Source organism: Arthrobacter sp. CG_A4, from assembly GCF_035985125.1.
Lineage (GTDB): Bacteria > Actinomycetota > Actinomycetes > Actinomycetales > Micrococcaceae > Arthrobacter.
The window spans coordinates 34,190-51,132 of the sequence record NZ_JAXCID010000031.1; the positions used below are offsets into that span (position 1 = coordinate 34,190).

Here is a 16,943-nt window from a genome sequence, read left to right on the forward strand (position 1 = left end):
CCTAGCGGACTCCTGCCAGGCTCAGTGACGGCAGGAATCCCATGCGCTCGTACACCTGCGCCAGCGTGACCGACGCAATTTCGCGGGCACGATCGGCACCCTGGGCCAGCAGCCTGTCCAGCTCGGCCGGATCCGCCATCAGTTCGTGGGTGCGGTTCCGCAGCGGCGTGATGAACTCCACCATCACATCTGCCAGATCCGCCTTCAGATGGCCGTACATCTTGCCCTGGTATTCGGTTTCAAGGTCCGGCACCGACTTACCGGTCAGGGTGGAGTAGATGGCCAGCAGATTGGACACGCCGGGCTTGGCCTCCGCGTCGAACCGGATTTCCGTGCCGGTGTCGGTGACGGCGGACTTGATGCGTTTGGCTGCGATCCTGGGGTCTTCCAGCAACTGAATGGAGCCGTTCGGTGACTCACCGGTCTTGGACATCTTGGCCGTGGGGTTCTGCAGGTCGTAGATCTTGGCGTTTGCCTTGAGGATGGTGGCCTCGGGCACGGTGAAGGTTTGCCCGTAGCGGGTGTTGAAGCGCTGCGCCAGGTTGCGGGTCAGCTCCAGATGTTGCCGCTGGTCCTCGCCCACCGGAACCAGGTCCGTCTGGTAGAGCAGGATGTCGGCAGCCATAAGAGTGGGGTAGGCAAACAGCCCCAGAGTCGCCGCGTCGGCGCCGGACTTCTGGGTCTTGTCCTTGAATTGTGTCATGCGGGAGGCTTCGCCGAATCCGGTGATGCAGTTAAGCGCCCAGGCCAGCTGCGCATGCTCGGGAACGTGGGACTGCACGAAGAAAATGCACTGGTCCGGGTCAATGCCTGCGGCGATGTACTGGGCTGCCACCACCCGGGTGCGCTTGGCAAGCTCGGACGGTTCGAAGTCCACTGTGATCGCGTGGAGATCGGGGATAAAGAACACGGCGTCGTATTCCGACTGCATGTCCACCCAGTTGCGGACAGCGCCGATGTAATTGCCGAGGTGCAGCGAATCCGCGGTGGGCTTCGCTCCCGAGAGAATGCGCTTCTTGGTACCAGGAGTGATCGGGCTTGTCATGATGTGCAGACCTTCAGGGGCTTAGAGCCGGTAGTCCGCTACCAGCGGGGCGTGGTCGGAGAAGCGTGTGTCCCAGGACGGTGCCCGGTCAACAACGGCCGACACCGCGGCGGCAGCGAGCGCGGGCGTGGCCATCTGGTAGTCGATCCGCCAGCCGGTGTCGTTGTCAAAGGCCTGGCCCCGTTGCGACCACCACGTGTAAGGGCCATCGACGTTACCAGCCAGGCCCCTGTGGACATCCTTCCAGCCGATATCTGCGCCGAAGAAGCGGTCAAAGTATGCGCGCTCCGCGGGAAGGAAGCCGGCACGTTTGACGTTGCCTTTCCAGTTTTTGATATCCAGCTCGGTGTGGCCGACGTTGAGGTCGCCCACCACGAGGGCGTGGTCGCTGTGTTTAGCCAGCTCTGGCAGCCGGTTGAGCAAACAATCGAGGAACCGGAACTTGTCGTCCTGTTTGGGGGTGCCGGCCTCGCCGGAGTGCACGTAGGCGCTGACGACCGTCAGCTGCGAGGCGTCGCCCGCAGCGTTGCGCACGGTGTAGTCGGCTTCGACCCAGCGTCCGGCGGTGGCGAAGTAGTCGTCGCCGATGCCCACCCGGGTGGCCAGGGGCTCGTCGCGGGAGGCAATGGCGACGCCGGCGCGGCCCTTGGCCTCGGCTTCCGCGTGCAGGATATGCCAGCCCTCGCCGAGCAGCTCCCGGACGATCGCGTCAGGCGCGCGGACTTCCTGCAGGCAGAGGATGTCCACCTCGCGGGGTTCCAGCCACGCCGCCATGCCATTCTTGTAGGCGGCGCGTAGGCCGTTGACGTTGACTGATGCGATGCGAAGGTGGTCCTTCTTCAATGCCGAGCTCACCGGATCCACTCTAGACGATGGTTCCGGTGACGGGCTCGTCAGTACCGCCGGCGGATTTGATCATGTCCCGCGCGTTGGTTGCCGTGATCTCGATGGTTTCCAGCGCCCGGCGGATCGTGTCCTGGTCCGCGGCTGTGCCCTTGGCGCGCTCCTGCTCCACCACGCGGACCTGCACCTGGACGATTTTGAAGGAGTGATCCAGTTTCAGGTCGCGGACCTCGTCGGCTTCGCGGCGGATCTCCGTCCGGCGGGTGCCGCCGGCGTCGGTGCTTACCGACGACGGCGCCCGGCCGGTGGCCGCGTTGAAGGCGTTCTGCGCCTCATTGAGTTTGGCGCCGGCCTTCTTGGCGGCCTTCTGGATGCTGAAGACGACGAAGGCCGCCAGGGCGAGCCAGAATCCGGCGATGATCGCCACGACCCAGCCCACGACGTCGTTCTGGTTGGCCGCAAAGATGACAGCGACGACGAAGGCGACAATGAAGACCATCATCGCGGGTCCGCTGATGCGGAGCATGGAGAACTTGCCTTTGGCGGAGTTGTACGCGGACGGCCTGGAAGAGTTGCCCAAAGATTGCATGATTCCATTATCGCAAACCCCCGCTGTGCCCCGGGCCGCTTCCACCCCGGGCGAACGTTTCCGCACCAGCGCCGCTGTCCGGTCCGGGGGACATGCCCATTCTTCGCACCCGGGACCGGGCATAATGGCACTATGTCCGCCCGCTGGCCCCGGCGCGGGGCATGTCCCTCCGGGCCGGTTTCCAGTCCAGCGGGACATGCCCATTCTTCGCACCCGGAACCGGGCATAATGACACTATGTCCACCCGCTGGCCCCGGCGCGGGGCATGTCCCTTCGGGCCGCTCTCCAGTCCAGTTGTCCAGTCCAGCGGGACATGCCCATTCTTCGCACCCGGGACCGGGCATAATGACACTATGTCCGCCCGCTGGCTCCGGCGCGGGGCATGTCCCCGTGGGCGGAGGCGTCCGGTCCGGGGGTTTTAGGACAGCACCAGGCAGAACGGGTGGCCGCTGGGGTCCGCGTAGACTCGGAAGCTGGCCGTGCCGGCGTCGAGGCTGGTGGCGCCGAGCCGGAGCACTTCTGCTTCGGCAGCGTCGAGGTCCTCGACCAGCACGTCCACGTGCATCTGCTGCGGGTGCTCGGCGTCGGGCCACTCCGGACGGACCAGCCGGTCCACCCGTTGGAAAGCCACAGCGGGCCGGTCGGCGGCGTCGCCGATGGAAATCCAGCCGTCGTCCTCCTGGACCCGGATCATGCCCAGCAGCTCCTGGTAGAATACCGCCAGGGTGTCCGGGTCCTCGCAGTCGATGACGAGGGCTTGCCATATGCCAATCATGGTTCTCCTTTTGCGGGGGCAGGCTACTTGAGGAACAGCCGGCGGAGCCGTCCGGTGGTCAGCAGCAGACCGAGGGCGATCATCACCAGGTAGTAGCCGATGTGCAGCGCCGTTGCCGGGGTGAACACCCCCACGCTGATCTGGCGCAGCAGCTCCACGCCGTGCCACAGCGGCATGGCCTGGATGAACCACTGGATGTACTGCGGGTAGACGCTGAGCGGGTAGAAGGTGGCGCTGAAGAGGAACATCGGCAGCATCACGAAGTTGATCCAGTCCATCTGCTGGAACGTCTTCATGAAACTGGTGATGCCCATGCCGAAGCTCGCGAAGCCGAAGGCGATCAACACCGCGGCCGGGATCATCAGGACGGCCCACGGCGTGGTGATCAGCCCCATAATGCCCATCACGGCGGTGAACCCGGTGGCGTACATCAGGCCGCGCAGCAGGGCCAGGAAGATTTCGCCCATCGCCACGTCCAGCGGGCCGAGCGAGGTGTAGAGCATGCCCTGGTAGAGCTTGGCGAAATTCATCTTGAAGAAGACGTTCCACGTGGAGTCGTAGACGGCACCGTTCATCGCGGAGACGGCCAGCAGTGCGGGGGCGATGTAGGCGGCGTAGGAAATCTCTCCGCCGCCGGGACCCTGCACCGAGCCGACGATCGAGCCCAGGCCCACGCCCATCGAGATCAGGTACAGCACCGGCTCGAAGAAGCCCGAGAGCATGACCATCCAGTTGCTGCTCTTGGTCGCCATCAGCCCGCGGGCGACGACGGCGCGGACGTTGCGGGAGTAGAGCGGTCCGAAGCGCCGGTTGCGGGCGTCGTCGGTGACGCTGGAGCCGGATTCCCGGCTTCGGGTGACTGCGCCCATCAGCCCATCCTCTTCACGAACTCGCGCTTGGTGAGGACCCAGCCGGCGGCGGTGAGGGCCAGCAGGAACACCAGGTGCACCGCCGTGAGCAGCGGGGCCTCCTGGTAGCCGTAGCTGAACACCCGGCCCAGCTCGGTGCCGTGCCAGATCGGGGAGATCCAGCCGATCCACCGGATGGCCAGTGGCAGAGTGTCCAGCGGGAAAAACGTGCCGGAAAACAGGAACAGCGGCGTCACGATGAAGCGCATGACCATGGCGAACTGGCCCTTGTCCTCCTTGATCGATGCCGCGTAGGCCATCAGCGGCAGCCCGAAGGACAGCCCGGTGAGGGTGGCAACCAGGATCGAGACCCAGCCCCAGCCGCTCGGGGATGCCCCGAACAGTGCCACGACGGCGAAGTAGATGGCCGACTGCAGAAAGAAACGGACCGTGACGGCGATGATCTGTCCGAGGGCAATCTGCTCCGGCGTCAGCGGCGAGGCATGCGGGCCGTAATAGACCCGGCGCCACTTGAAGCCGTCCATCACCGGGAACGTGAACTCGTTGGCGGCCGTCATGACCGCGGCCGAGATCAGCAGGGCCGGGGCGATGAACGTCAGGTAGCTGACGCCGCCGAAGATCGACGTGCTGTTGGTGTCCACCAGCGTGGCAAGTCCGACGCCCATGGCGAACAGGTAGGCGACCGGCTGCCCGACGCCGTACATGACGATGGTCCAGCCGTAGCCTTTCATCACCCGCAGGACCTGCTCGGCGTAGTAGAAGGCCCCCCACTTCCGCGCCCGGGCAGCCGATACTGGCGGCGAGTGGGCGCGCAGCGGCGATGCCGCCGTCGTGGTGCCCGACGTCGGGGTGCCCGACGTCGGGGTGCCCGACGTCGAGGTGCCCGCCGCCCCGGTGACCGCGTGCCCCGTTGGTCCGGACTGCTCAGTCAACGAGGCTCCTGCCGGTCAGGCGCAGGAAGACGTCTTCCAGCGAGGACCGGCGCACCAGGGAGGTGACCGGCCGGAGTCCCCGGGCGGTCACCTGCTCGAGCGCTGCTTCGCCGTCGTGCGCATAGATCAGGACCCGGTCCGGCAGGGTTTCCAGCCGCTCGCCGATACCTTCGAGCTCGGCTCCGACGGTGCCGTTGCGTTCGGAACCGAAGCGCAGTTCCAGGACCTCGCGGGTGGAATACTCGCGGATCAGGCTGGCGGGCGAACCCTCGGCCATGATCTTTCCCTTGTCCACCACGATCAGGCGGTCGCAGAGCTGCTCGGCCTCGTCCATGTAGTGGGTGGTGAGGATCAGGGTGACGCCCTGCTCCTTGAGCCGGAACAGCCGGTCCCAGAGGATGTGCCGGGCCTGCGGGTCCAGCCCGGTGGTGGGTTCGTCGAGCAGCAGGATGCGGGGCTCATTGATCAGGGAGCGCGCGATGGTGAGCCTGCGCTTCATGCCGCCGGAGAGCGCGTCCACCTTGGATTTTGCCTTGTCCGTGAGCTGGGCGAACTCCAGCAGCTCGTCGGCCTTGGGCTTGAGGTAGCTCATGGGCAGACCGAAGTAGCGGCCGTAGACCAGCAGGTTGTCCCGGACCTTGAGCTCCTCGTCCAGGTTGTCCTGCTGCGGGACGACGCCCAATTGCGCGCGGACTTCCGGGCCGTGCTGGTCCGGATCCAAGCCCATGATGCTGAGTTTTCCGGAGGAACGCTGGGAAACGCCGCCGATCATCTTCATGGTGGTGGATTTGCCGGCCCCGTTGGGTCCGAGCAGGCCGAACGCCTCGCCGGCGGGCACAGAAAAGGAGATGCCGTCGACGGCGGTGACCTCGCCGTAGCGCTTGGTCAGGTTTTCGGCGGTGATGACGTACTGCGGCGGGCCGGTGTTGGCAGGGCTGTTCAACGGCGCTTCCTTGGGTGCGGCTTCCTGGCGTGAGGTTTGCTTCGAGACGAGTTCAGGCACCCGAACACGGTAATGGAAACGGTCGAACTATGAAAGAGTTAATTCGTAAAAAATCCAGACGTTTGCCGTTCTGTTATGCCCGGGGCTGTGTCCGGGGCTACGTCCGTCTGCTAAGTCCTTGGCTTAAGTGGCTCACGCGGCGCCGGAGCTGCCTTCCGCTGCCGCGTGGCGTTCCGCTGTTTCCACCACGTTTGCCAGCAACATGGCCCGGGTCATGGGGCCCACTCCCCCGGGATTAGGCGAAAGCCAGGCGGCGACGCCGTCGGCGGCGGGTTCAACATCTCCGGTGACCACGGCCTTGCCGGAGCCGTCGTCCACCCGGCTCACGCCGACGTCGAGCACTATCGCGCCGGGCTTGAGGTCCGCCGCCTTGATCATGTGCGGCTGGCCGGCTGCGGCGATCACGACGTCGGCCTGCCGGAGTTCGGCGGGCAGGTCCACGGTGCCGGTGTGTGCCAGGATGACAGTGGCGTTGACGTCCTTGCGGGTGAGCAGCAGCCCCACCGGGCGGCCGATGGTGACGCCGCGGCCCACCACGAGCACACGCTTGCCGCTGAGGCTGATCCCATGCCGGGTCAGCAGCTCCACGCAGCCCTTGGGCGTGCACGGCAGCGGGGACTTCATGGGGCCGCTGACGTTGGCCACGAGCCGGCCGAGGTTCATCGGGTGCAGGCCGTCGGCGTCCTTGTCGGGATCCATGGCCTCCAGGATGATGTCCTGGTCGATGTGCCCGGGCAGCGGCAACTGGACGATGTAGCCGGTGCACTCCGGGTTCGCGTTGAGCTCCCGGACCACGGCCAGGAGCTCCTCCTGAGTGGTTTCCGCCGGCAGGTCACGGCGGATGGAGGTGATGCCCACCTCCGCGCAGTCCTTGTGCTTGCCGCCAACGTACCAGGTGCTTCCCGGGTCCGAGCCGACCAGAACGGTGCCGAGGCCGGGCAAAATGCCCCGGGCTTTCAGCGCGGCGACGCGCCCGGCCAGCTCGGCCTTGATCGTGGCGGCGGTGGCCCTGCCGTCCAGAATCCTCGCGGTGTGGCCGCTGTCTGATGTCGCCGTGCCGGCGGTGTCAGTCGTCATCCGGTCACCACTGCTCGTGCTGCGGGTACAGCGGGAAGTCGGCGGCGAGCTTGTCCACGCGGGCCTGCAGGGCTTCAACATTGACGCTGCCAGCGGTGCCCCCTACCAGCGCGGTGGCGATGATGTCGGCCACCTCGGTGAACTCCTCGGCGCCGAAGCCGCGGGTGGCCAGGGCCGGGGTGCCGATCCGCAGGCCGGAGGTGACCATCGGCGGGCGGGGGTCGAAGGGCACGGCATTGCGGTTCACGGTGATGCCCACGGAGTGAAGCAGGTCTTCTGCCTGCTGGCCGTCCAGCCGGGAGTTCCGCAGATCCACCAGGACCAGGTGCACATCGGTGCCGCCGGTGAGGACGGAGACGCCAGCGTCGGACACATCGGCCTGGTTCAGCCGCTCGGCGATGATCCGGGCGCCTTCCAGGACACGCTCCTGGCGTTCCTTGAATTCCTCCGTGCCGGCGATCTTGAAGGCAACGGCCTTGGCGGCGATCACGTGCATGAGGGGTCCGCCCTGCTGGCCGGGGAAGACGTTGGAGTTGATCTTCTTGGCCCATTCCTGCTTGGCCAGGATCACGCCGGAGCGGGGACCCGCGAGGGTCTTGTGCACGGTGGAGGTCACGACGTCGGAGTGCGGCACGGGGCTGGGGTGCAGCCCGGCGGCCACGAGGCCGGCGAAGTGTGCCATGTCCGTCCACAGCAGGGCGCCGACCTCGTCGGCGATCGAGCGGAAGGCCGCGAAGTCGAGCTGCCGCGGGTAGGCGGACCAGCCGGCGATGATGACCTTCGGCTTCTCGGCTATGGCCTGTTCGCGCAGTTTGTCCATGTCGATCCGGAAGTGATCTTCCTCGACCTGGTAGGCGGCAACCTGGTAGAGCTTGCCGGAGAAGTTAAGCTTCATGCCGTGGGTCAGGTGGCCGCCGTGGGCCAGCGACAGTCCCAGGATCTTTTCCCCCGGGGTGATCATGGCCGAGAGCGCCGCGGCGTTTGCCTGCGCGCCGGAGTGCGGCTGCACGTTGGCGTATTCGGCGCCGAAAAGGTCCTTGACCCGGTCGATCGCGAGCTGTTCGGCAACGTCGACGTATTCGCAGCCGCCGTAGTAGCGGCGGCCGGGGTAGCCCTCGGCGTATTTGTTGGTCAGGACCGAGCCCTGGGCTTCCATCACCGCGCGCGGGGCGAAGTTTTCGGAGGCGATCATTTCCAGGGTGCCGCGCTGGCGGCCCAGTTCCTGCGCCAGTACGGCGGCGATTTCGGGATCAAGTTCGGCCAGCGGCTGATTGCTCACGGCGGCTGAGGTGAGACGGACGGAAGTAGTCACGGAAAACTCCTGGTTTGGCAACGGGCACAGCTTTTAAGGTCAGGTTACCGGCTGGCCCGCTGCGTCGCCCCTAGATTACGGCCCCGAAGACTGGCACACGCAAGACGGGGCGCACTCCAAGGATCAGCACCCCCGCGGGAGGACCGACGACGGGCCGGCAGCCAGGCTGCCAACCGGCAAAACATGACCCTCGGCCCAGGCGTACGATCCGTGGTCTTCGTGCGTGCCGCTCCCTGGTGGTTAGCCACCCAACGCCAGTTGCGACCGTTCAAGACTAACCCAGTCCCTGCCCGCGCGCGGGTAGGGTGGTCATCGTGACTGACCAGAACCTTACTGCTTCCTACATCCTGACCCTCTCCTGCCCCGACCGGCCCGGAATCGTGCACGCCGTCGCCGGCGCGCTCCTCGTGGCTGGCGGCAATATTACGGACTCCCAGCAGTACGGCAGCCAAAGTACCGGCACATTCTTCATGCGGGTGGAGGCCACGACGGCGGCGTCCCTGATTGAACTCCACGCGGCGCTGGAGCCTGTGGCGCGGGCGTTCGGCATGCAGTGGAGCCTCAACCCGGAAGGCCGGAAGGTCCGCACCCTGTTGATGGCGAGCACCTCGGCGCACTGCCTCAACGACCTGCTCTTCCTGCAGCGTTCGGGCACCCTGCCGATTGAGATCCCGGCCATTGTGTCCAACCACAAGGATCTTGCCGGCCTGGCCGAGTTCTACGGCATCCCCTTCCACCATATTCCAGTCACCCCGGACACCAAGGTCCAGGCCGAGGACAAGCTGCGGGCCCTAATGGCGGAGCATGACATCGAGCTGACGGTGCTGGCCCGCTACATGCAGATCATCTCCAACGAACTCTGCGACGAGTTGACGGGCAAGGCCATCAACATCCATCACTCCTTCCTGCCGTCCTTCAAGGGCGCCAGGCCGTACCACCAGGCGCACGCCCGCGGTGTCAAGCTGGTCGGCGCCACGGCGCACTATGTGACGGCCGCCCTCGACGAGGGCCCGATCATCGAACAGGAAGTCATCCGGGTGGACCACCGGCGCACCGCCGAACAGTTCGTCCAGATGGGACGCGATGTGGAGGGCCGCACGCTCGCCCAGGCCGTGCAGTGGCATGCCGAGCACCGCGTGCTGCTCGACGGCAACCGGACGGTTGTCTTTAACTGACGTAGGTCATTGACTAGAGCCATGGCACCTCTACAGGAGAACCAGCTGGCGGAGTTCGTGGCCCTGCTCAAAACCGAGGGCCGGAGGTCCGTGCTCGGCCTCGATTGCGGCCCGGGCGCGGATGGGCTGCGCTTTGTCCGGGCCGGCATCCATTTCACCGGGGTGGACCCGTCCGAGGAGAACATCCATTCGGCGCGCGCCCGGGGCCTTGAGGCAACAGTGGCGCACGCCGGGTCGTTGCCGTTCGCAGACTCCGCTTTCCCTGCGGTGTGGGCGGTGGGCGCCCTGGCCGGCCTGCCGCCGGAGCAGCGGGACGACGTGGTCCGCGAACTGGGCAGGGTCACGGCGCCCGGCGGCCCGATCGCCGTCGTACTCCCCGAAGAGGGCCTCCCCGAACCGGATCCGCACGGACAGGGCCTCCCCGAACCTGGCCCGGGCGACGAAGAGGACGGGGGCTTCACGGTCCTCCGTTCCCCCGCCTGAAGAAACTCCCGTTGCGCTATCACTTGTGGTCGTTTCCAGCCCCTCAGAAGGACTCCAACTGATAGCTCAACGGGAGGTGGTGTGTCCTAGGCTGGAGGCATGGCTCCCCTTTACGCTTTCGCCGGCGACACCCCGGCCGTCCACCCCTCCGCCTTCATCGCCCCCACCGCCTCGGTGATCGGCAAGGCAACCCTGGCCGAGGGCTCCAGCGCCTTCTACGGCGTGTCGGTCCGCGCCGACACCGCCGCGATCACCGTCGGCGCCGGCACCAACCTGCAGGACAACGTGGTGCTGCACGCGGACCCCGGCTTCCCTTGCACCGTCGGCGCCCGGGTCAGCGTCGGCCACAGCGCCGTCGTGCACGGCTGCACGGTAGAGGACGACTGCCTGATCGGCATGAGCGCCACGATCCTCAACGGCGCGGTGATCGGCGCCGGCTCCCTCATCGCCGCCGGCGCGGTGGTGCTGGAAGGGACCGTCGTACCGCCCCGCTCGCTGGTCGCCGGCGTGCCCGCAAAGGTCCGGCGCGAACTGAGCGACGAAGAATTCGCCGGTGTCCAGCAGAATGCCGCGCACTACCGGGAACTGGCCCGGGCGCACCATGAACTGCACGGCTGACGTTCCCTCCGCCGCCTCCAGCAGCCGGCGGCCGTGGCGGACACGACGGCGGCCCTTTCAGCGGACTTCCCGACCCGCCTTGCGTTAACTTCTTGACTGCAAGCCTGGAATGCGTCACGCTTCATGTCATGCCCTCACCAACGCGCTCAACGAGGAGCCGAACCAAAAACCCCGGATCACAATCCGCACTCCGGCACCTGAACCAGCAGCGGATCATCGAATGCCTTCTGGCCGGCCCCTCCACACAGGCCGAACTGGCACGTCAGACCGGCCTCTCCACCGCCACGGTCTCCAACATCGTCAGGATCATGCAGGACGCCGGACTGGCGTCAACCGAGCCGATCACCAGTTCCGGACGGCGAGCACTGAACGTCCGGCTCAACAGCAACGGGGCCGTGGCCGTCGGTATCGACTTCGGCCGCCGGCACCTGCGCGTGGTCCTTGCCTCGCTCAGCTACCACGTGATCGCCGAGGAATCCGTCCTGCTGCCGCTCGGCCACCACGCCGAGGAAGGCATCAGCGCCGCCGTCGGGGTGCTGGACCGGCTGCTGGCGGACAGCGGCGTCGAACGCAGCGCCCTGGTGGGCGCCGGCGTCGGCATCCCCGGCCCCATCAACCGCCGCACGGGGACCGTGGCGCAGGGTGCCATCCTGCCTGAATGGGTAGGCATCAATATCCAGCAGCGACTGGAGGAAGCCCTGAATCTCCCTGTTTTTGTGGACAACGACGCCAACCTCGGCGCGCTGTCCGAGGTCACCTGGGGGCCGCACAGCGGCATCGGCAACCTGATGTTCCTCAAGATCGGTTCAGGCATCGGCGCCGGGCTGATCCTCAACGGGGTGCCCTACTACGGCAATGTCGGGATCACCGGCGAAATCGGCCACGCCACCATCCACGAACACGGGCTGGTCTGCCGTTGCGGCAACCGGGGCTGCCTGGAAACCATCGCGTCCACCACCACCATGATCGAGCTATTGAGCCGCGGCGAAGACAGGCCGTTGACGCCGGAGGACATTGTCCGCAAGGCCCTCGTCAAGGACTCCGCAACTCTGCGCGTGGTGGACGACGCCGGACTCGCCGTCGGACGTGCGCTGGGCAATGTGGCGAACCTGATCAACCCGGAAGTGATCGTGGTGGGCGGCCCGCTGGCCGGACTGGGAGAGCTGCTCCTGGACCCGATCCGGCGGGGTCTGGTCCGCCATGCCGTACCGGTCATCGGCGAGACCACCACGCTCACGATGTCCTCGTTGGGAAACCGGGCGGAGGCCCTGGGCGCCACCTCACTCGTCTTCCAACATGCCGGAATCCGGCGCAACTAAGCTATTTGTTACCGCTCCGTTGCGTTAAAGACTTGACGACAAGGGCTGTGATCCAGTTTACTTTTTCATCAGACGGCCCTGCGGTTTGCAGGGGCCCGACAACGAAGTCATGCATTGGAGGCGTAAGGGCAGATGACGTCCCTCAACACGCACAGCGATCCGGTAATTCTCGAGATGCGCTCCATCACCAAAGAGTTCCCCGGCGTTAAGGCACTGTCCGACGTGACCCTGCGGGTGAAGGCCGGTGAAATCCACGCCATCTGCGGTGAAAACGGCGCCGGAAAGTCCACGCTGATGAAAGTCCTCTCCGGCGTCTACCCCTACGGCAGCTACACGGGAGACATCGTCTACCAGGCGGAAGTCCAGGAATTCAAGGACATCCGGGCCAGCGAGCACGCCGGAATCGTGATCATCCACCAGGAGCTCGCCCTAATCCCGGAACTGTCGATCATGGAGAACATCTTCCTCGGCAACGAACCCACCAAACGCGGCGTGATCGACTGGGCCCAGGCCCGGACCCGCTCCACCGAACTGCTGGCCAGGGTGGGGCTCCGCGAGGATCCGCAAACCCCGGTGAAGGAAATCGGCGTCGGCAAGCAGCAGCTCGTCGAAATCGCCAAGGCGCTCAACAAGTCCGTGAAACTCCTGATCCTGGACGAGCCCACCGCCGCGCTGAACGAATCCGACTCCCAGCACCTGCTGGATCTCATGCTGGGCCTCAAAGGCCGTGGCATCACCTCCATCATCATTTCCCACAAACTCAATGAGATCGAGCAGATCGCGGATTCCATCACCATCATCCGCGACGGAAAGTCGATCGAGACGCTCGACGTCAAGGCGGACGGCGTCGACGAGGACCGCATCATCAAGGGCATGGTGGGCCGGACGCTGGAATCCCGTTTCCCGGACCACGAGCCCAAGATCGGCGAGGTGTTCTTCGAGGTCAAGAACTGGAACGTTGGCCACCCGCAAATCCAGGACCGCCTGGTCTGCAAGAACTCGAACTTCTTTGTCCGCCGCGGCGAGATCGTCGGCGTCGCCGGGCTGATGGGGGCCGGGCGCACCGAACTTGCGCGCTCCGTCTTCGGCCGCTCCTACGGCCGCTTCATCTCCGGCCACGTTTACAAGGACGGCAGGGAGATCAGCCTCCGCAGCGTCAAGCAGGCTATCGACGCCGGGCTGGGCTACGTGACCGAGGACCGCAAGTCCCTCGGGCTGAACCTGCTGGACGACATCAAGGCCACCACGGTGTCGGCCGCGCTGAAGAAGATCAGCAAGCACAACATCGTGGACGCAAACCAGGAATTCACCGTCGCCGAGCAGTACCGCAAGTCATTGCGGACCAAGGCGCCGTCCGTGGAGGAGGGGGTGGCCAAACTGTCCGGCGGCAACCAGCAGAAGGTGGTGCTGGCCAAGTGGATGTTCACCGACCCGGACCTCCTGATCCTGGACGAACCCACCCGCGGGATCGACGTCGGCGCCAAGTATGAGATCTACGGCATCATCCAGCAGCTGGCCAACCAGGGAAAGGGCGTCATCGTCATCTCCTCGGAGCTGCCCGAGCTGCTGGGCCTTTCGGACCGCATCTACACCATCTTCGAGGGCGCCATCACCGGCGTGCTCGACAAGGACGACGCCAGCCAGGAGAGCCTCATGAAACTCATGACGTCCGCCCGCAAGACCGCCTGACCCGCTGGGACCATCCAGAACACTCCGATCACTGACGGAAACAAGGACTGAAACAATGAACGCGCTCAAGAAGCTCTTTGGCGGCAACACCCGTCAATTCGGCATGATCTTCGCCCTGGTTGCGCTGATCGTCTTCTTCCAGATTTTCACAGAGGGCCGCACGCTCACCCCGGGCAATGTCATCAACCTCTTCAACGGCAACTCCTACATCCTGATCCTTGCGATCGGCATGGTCCTGGTGATCATTGCCGGCCACATCGATCTCTCCGTCGGCTCGGTGGCGGCCTTCGTGGGCGTCAGCGTGGCGCTCATGGTCCGGGACTGGGGCATCCCGTGGTACCTCGGCGTCCTCCTCGGGCTGCTGCTGGGCGTGCTGATCGGCGCCTGGCAGGGCTTCTGGACGGCCTATGTGGGCATCCCGGCGTTTATCGTCACACTGGCCGGCATGCTCTTGTTCCGCGGCTTCAACCAGTTCGTCGGCAAGTCCAACACCATCCCGGTTCCGGCTGACTTCCAATACATCGGGTCCGGCTATCTGCCCGAGCTCGGACCCGACACCGGCTTCAACAACCTGACCGTTCTGCTGGGCCTGCTCGCTGTTGCCTTCGTGGTCTTCAGCGAACTTCGTTCCCGCCGCACGGCCAAGGCACTGGGCGCGGAGGTGCCCGAAAACTGGGTCACCATCACCAAGCTGGTCCTGGTCTGCGGCGCCATCCTCTACGCCACGTACCTGTTCGCCACCGGCCGCCCGGGCACGTCCTTCCCCATCCCGGGCCTGATCCTCGCGGTCCTGGTCATCATCTACGGCTTCATCTCCGCCAAGACCATCATCGGCCGCCACATCTACGCGGTGGGCGGCAACCGGCACGCCGCGGAGCTCTCCGGCGTGCAGTCCAAGAAGGTCAACTTCCTGGTCATGATGAACATGTCGATCCTGGCCGGCCTCGCCGGCATGATCTTCGTCGGCCGCTCCACCGCCTCGGGCCCGTTCGACGGCGTCGGCTGGGAACTGGACGCCATCGCGGCCGTGTTCATCGGCGGCGCCGCCGTGACCGGCGGCGTGGGCACCGTGATCGGCTCGATCGTCGGCGGCCTCGTGATGGCCGTGCTGAACAACGGCCTGCAGCTCCTCGGCGTCGGCGCCGACCTCACCCAGATCATCAAGGGCCTGGTGCTCCTGATCGCCGTCGCCTTCGACGTGTACAACAAAACCCAGGGCAAGAAATCGATCATCGGCCTGATGATGAAGAACTTCGGCCGCAACAACGAGATCAAGCCTGACGAGACCACGTCCACCAAAGAGGTCATCTCCAAGGGAGCCTGAGCGGCTCCCCTGGTCCCGGATCCCCGGTCCCGCCTCCCGAATATTCTCCGCACACCATCTAGAGAAAGTGAACCAAGCAATGCAACTGATTGGTAAAGCAGGAAAGGCAGCAGCGATCGCTGCTATTGCAGCACTGGCGCTGACAGCCTGCGGCCGTTCCGAAACTACGACCGGTGGATCCACCGCCGGCGGCGAGGCGTTCCCCAAGAACTCCTCGATCGGCGTCGCGCTCCCCCAGAAAACCAGCGAAAACTGGGTCCTGGCCGAGAAGCTGTTCAACGACGGCCTCAACGGTGCCGGCTTCAAGGCAGATGTGCAGTTCGCCAACGGCGGCGTCTCGGAGCAGCAGAACCAGATCAGCGCCATGGTCACCAAGGGCGCCAAGGTCATCATCGTCGGCGCCATCGACGGTGCTCAGCTGGGTACCCAGCTGCAGCAGGCCAAGGAATCCGGCGCCACGATCATCGCGTATGACCGTCTGCTGCTGAACACCGCCAACGTGGACTACTACGTGGCCTACGACAACTTCAAGGTCGGCGAGCTCCAGGGCCAGGCCCTGCTGGACGGCATGAAGGCCAAGAAGCCCTCCGGCCCGTACAACATCGAGCTGTTCGCCGGATCCCCGGATGACGCCAACGCGAAGGTATTCTTCGACGGCGCCATGAGCATCCTGAAGCCGAAGATCGACGACGGCACCCTCAAGGTAGTCTCCGGCCAGACGTCCTTCGAGCAGGCAGTCACCCAGGGCTGGAAGGCAGAGAACGCCCAGCGTCGTGCCGACACCCTGCTGACCGGCAGCTACGGCACTGCAACCCTGGACGGCGTGCTGTCCCCGAATGACACGCTCGCCCGCGCAGTCCTGACCTCGGTCAAGGCCGCCGGCAAGCCGCTTCCGGTGATCACCGGTCAGGACTCCGAGGTTGAATCCGTCAAGTCCATCCTCGCCGGTGAGCAGTACTCCACCATCAACAAGGACACCCGCAAGCTCGTGGAGCATGCAATCACCATGGTCAAGGACATCCAGGCCGGCAAAAAGCCCGAGATCAACGATGACAAGTCCTACAACAACAAGGTCAAGACCGTTCCGGCCTACCTGCTGGAGCCGGTCATCGTGACGAAGGAAAACGTCAAGACCGCCTACGCCGACGATCCGGTACTCGGACCGCTGACGAAGTAATACCTACTACCGACACAACCGCTTGAGGCGCTAAGCCCCGGGTAACAAGAGAGAGCCCCGGCTCCCCCGCAAGGGAGTGCCGGGGCTCTTCTGCGCCCTCTCAGCAGGGCTGCCACGGCCCTCACCGGCCTGTATCCGGGGCGTCCGGCTCAGCTGTGCGGTCAAGGAAAGTCCCAGCCCGCTTGAAGTCGCGGACAATAAACATGATCCCGATCAGCTGGACAGCCACGCCAACAGCCATGACCCACGGGATGAACCCGTCTCCCCGAAAGATCTGCGGAATGAACACGAGCGGGGACACGGACATCCAGATGAGCGGTGTGGCGAGATTCTTTCGTAGCTGCACTGCGGCAGCCCGAGTGATGACGAGGTGCTTCGGATCAACGGCCGTCTTCCCGAAAATCTGCCGGCGGATGTCCTTTCGTTCCGCATCCTCCAGCGAAAGGAGCACATCGATCCTGCCCACCTCGGCTGACGGCAGGATTTTCTTCGCGTTATAGACGAGCCCCCCAATCCCGACGCCCAGCACAGCAAGGAAACACCAAAACACCAAGAAAGACGGCCAATCCGTCGGGGCGCCCCCGAAAGCCAAGATCCCGCTCACAGTGACCGCTGCGGCTAGTACTACAGTCGCGTTTGTGGGACGTGACCGCGGGCCTTGTAATGGCATTGCTGGGCGCGGTGTTGGTGTTTTCGTCGCCAGAGGGAGCAGT

17 protein-coding genes are annotated in these 16,943 nt (G+C 65.2%); 7 read left to right on the forward strand and 10 right to left on the reverse strand.

Features of this window, described 5'->3' with window-relative positions:
• Nucleotide 1: 1 nt before the first annotated feature.
• The 9 genes from trpS to glyA form a co-directional block, all read right to left on the reverse strand.
• Nucleotides 2–1,045: a tryptophan--tRNA ligase gene (trpS, locus tag RCH07_RS13415; RefSeq protein ID WP_326967970.1), complete on the reverse strand. Its 1,044-nt coding sequence runs from the start codon at nt 1,043–1,045 to the stop codon at nt 2–4.
• Between the two features lie 21 nt (nt 1,046–1,066).
• Nucleotides 1,067–1,900, reverse strand: coding sequence for an exodeoxyribonuclease III (locus RCH07_RS13420; RefSeq protein ID WP_326967971.1), 834 nt, complete (start codon nt 1,898–1,900; stop codon nt 1,067–1,069).
• Nucleotides 1,901–1,910: 10 nt separating this feature from the next.
• On the reverse strand, nt 1,911–2,477 hold the full coding sequence (locus RCH07_RS13425; protein ID WP_326967972.1) for a hypothetical protein: 567 nt from the start codon (nt 2,475–2,477) through the stop codon (nt 1,911–1,913).
• A gap of 418 nt (nt 2,478–2,895) precedes the next feature.
• Complete coding sequence (locus RCH07_RS13430) at nt 2,896–3,252, reverse strand: VOC family protein (RefSeq protein ID WP_326967973.1); 357 nt, start codon at nt 3,250–3,252, stop codon at nt 2,896–2,898.
• 23 nt (nt 3,253–3,275) lie between these two features.
• Nucleotides 3,276–4,121: an ABC transporter permease gene (locus RCH07_RS13435; RefSeq protein ID WP_326967974.1), complete on the reverse strand. Its 846-nt coding sequence runs from the start codon at nt 4,119–4,121 to the stop codon at nt 3,276–3,278.
• Complete coding sequence (locus RCH07_RS13440) at nt 4,121–4,936, reverse strand: ABC transporter permease (RefSeq protein ID WP_326967990.1); 816 nt, start codon at nt 4,934–4,936, stop codon at nt 4,121–4,123. The genes RCH07_RS13435 and RCH07_RS13440 overlap by 1 nt, the downstream gene beginning before the upstream one ends.
• Nucleotides 4,937–5,045: 109 nt before the next feature.
• Nucleotides 5,046–5,996, reverse strand: a complete 951-nt coding sequence (locus RCH07_RS13445; protein WP_326967991.1) for an ABC transporter ATP-binding protein — start codon at nt 5,994–5,996, stop codon at nt 5,046–5,048.
• Nucleotides 5,997–6,188: 192 nt separating this feature from the next.
• Nucleotides 6,189–7,133: a bifunctional methylenetetrahydrofolate dehydrogenase/methenyltetrahydrofolate cyclohydrolase gene (locus RCH07_RS13450; RefSeq protein ID WP_326967975.1), complete on the reverse strand. Its 945-nt coding sequence runs from the start codon at nt 7,131–7,133 to the stop codon at nt 6,189–6,191.
• Between the two features lie 4 nt (nt 7,134–7,137).
• Nucleotides 7,138–8,445, reverse strand: coding sequence for a serine hydroxymethyltransferase (gene glyA / locus RCH07_RS13455; RefSeq protein ID WP_326967976.1), 1,308 nt, complete (start codon nt 8,443–8,445; stop codon nt 7,138–7,140).
• Nucleotides 8,446–8,759: 314 nt separating this feature from the next.
• Here glyA and purU point away from each other — a divergent pair, with 314 nt between their 5' ends.
• The 7 genes from purU to RCH07_RS13490 all read left to right on the forward strand — a co-directional run bounded on the left by purU (nt 8,760) and on the right by RCH07_RS13490 (nt 16,230).
• Nucleotides 8,760–9,620, forward strand: coding sequence for a formyltetrahydrofolate deformylase (gene purU, locus RCH07_RS13460; protein WP_326967977.1), 861 nt, complete (start codon nt 8,760–8,762; stop codon nt 9,618–9,620).
• Between the two features lie 21 nt (nt 9,621–9,641).
• Entirely contained in the window at nt 9,642–10,103 is a 462-nt protein-coding gene (locus tag RCH07_RS13465) for a class I SAM-dependent methyltransferase (protein WP_326967978.1), read from the forward strand.
• A gap of 99 nt (nt 10,104–10,202) precedes the next feature.
• On the forward strand, nt 10,203–10,721 hold the full coding sequence (locus tag RCH07_RS13470) for a gamma carbonic anhydrase family protein (RefSeq protein WP_326967979.1): 519 nt from the start codon (nt 10,203–10,205) through the stop codon (nt 10,719–10,721).
• Nucleotides 10,722–10,849: 128 nt separating this feature from the next.
• Entirely contained in the window at nt 10,850–12,040 is a 1,191-nt protein-coding gene (locus tag RCH07_RS13475; protein ID WP_326967980.1) for an ROK family transcriptional regulator, read from the forward strand.
• Nucleotides 12,041–12,172: 132 nt separating this feature from the next.
• On the forward strand, nt 12,173–13,729 hold the full coding sequence (gene mmsA, locus RCH07_RS13480) for a multiple monosaccharide ABC transporter ATP-binding protein (protein ID WP_326967981.1): 1,557 nt from the start codon (nt 12,173–12,175) through the stop codon (nt 13,727–13,729).
• 55 nt (nt 13,730–13,784) lie between these two features.
• The gene (gene mmsB, locus RCH07_RS13485) at nt 13,785–15,053 is read left to right on the forward strand and encodes a multiple monosaccharide ABC transporter permease (protein ID WP_326967982.1); all 1,269 of its coding nucleotides are present in this window, start codon (nt 13,785–13,787) and stop codon (nt 15,051–15,053) included.
• Nucleotides 15,054–15,132: 79 nt separating this feature from the next.
• Nucleotides 15,133–16,230 (forward strand): sugar-binding protein, encoded by a 1,098-nt coding sequence (locus tag RCH07_RS13490; protein ID WP_326967983.1) that lies wholly within the window; start codon nt 15,133–15,135, stop codon nt 16,228–16,230.
• A gap of 121 nt (nt 16,231–16,351) precedes the next feature.
• Here RCH07_RS13490 and RCH07_RS13495 read toward each other — a convergent pair whose 3' ends face one another.
• Nucleotides 16,352–16,780, reverse strand: coding sequence for a hypothetical protein (locus RCH07_RS13495; protein WP_326967984.1), 429 nt, complete (start codon nt 16,778–16,780; stop codon nt 16,352–16,354).
• Nucleotides 16,781–16,943 lie beyond the last annotated feature (163 nt).

Bases quoted from the DNA above. Each gene is read 5' to 3' on its own strand.
- RCH07_RS13425 (WP_326967972.1), bottom strand. From the start codon at position 2,477: ATGCAATCTTTGGGCAACTCTTCCAGGCCGTCCGCGTACAACTCCGCC.
- RCH07_RS13430 (WP_326967973.1), bottom strand. From the start codon at position 3,252: ATGATTGGCATATGGCAAGCCCTCGTCATCGACTGCGAGGACCCGGAC.
- RCH07_RS13450 (WP_326967975.1), bottom strand. From the start codon at position 7,133: ATGACGACTGACACCGCCGGCACGGCGACATCAGACAGCGGCCACACC.
- trpS (WP_326967970.1), bottom strand. From the start codon at position 1,045: ATGACAAGCCCGATCACTCCTGGTACCAAGAAGCGCATTCTCTCGGGA.
- RCH07_RS13435 (WP_326967974.1), bottom strand. From the start codon at position 4,121: ATGGGCGCAGTCACCCGAAGCCGGGAATCCGGCTCCAGCGTCACCGAC.
- RCH07_RS13470 (WP_326967979.1), top strand. From the start codon at position 10,203: ATGGCTCCCCTTTACGCTTTCGCCGGCGACACCCCGGCCGTCCACCCC.
- RCH07_RS13475 (WP_326967980.1), top strand. From the start codon at position 10,850: ATGCCCTCACCAACGCGCTCAACGAGGAGCCGAACCAAAAACCCCGGA.
- RCH07_RS13490 (WP_326967983.1), top strand. From the start codon at position 15,133: ATGCAACTGATTGGTAAAGCAGGAAAGGCAGCAGCGATCGCTGCTATT.
- RCH07_RS13465 (WP_326967978.1), top strand. From the start codon at position 9,642: ATGGCACCTCTACAGGAGAACCAGCTGGCGGAGTTCGTGGCCCTGCTC.
- mmsA (WP_326967981.1), top strand. From the start codon at position 12,173: ATGACGTCCCTCAACACGCACAGCGATCCGGTAATTCTCGAGATGCGC.
- mmsB (WP_326967982.1), top strand. From the start codon at position 13,785: ATGAACGCGCTCAAGAAGCTCTTTGGCGGCAACACCCGTCAATTCGGC.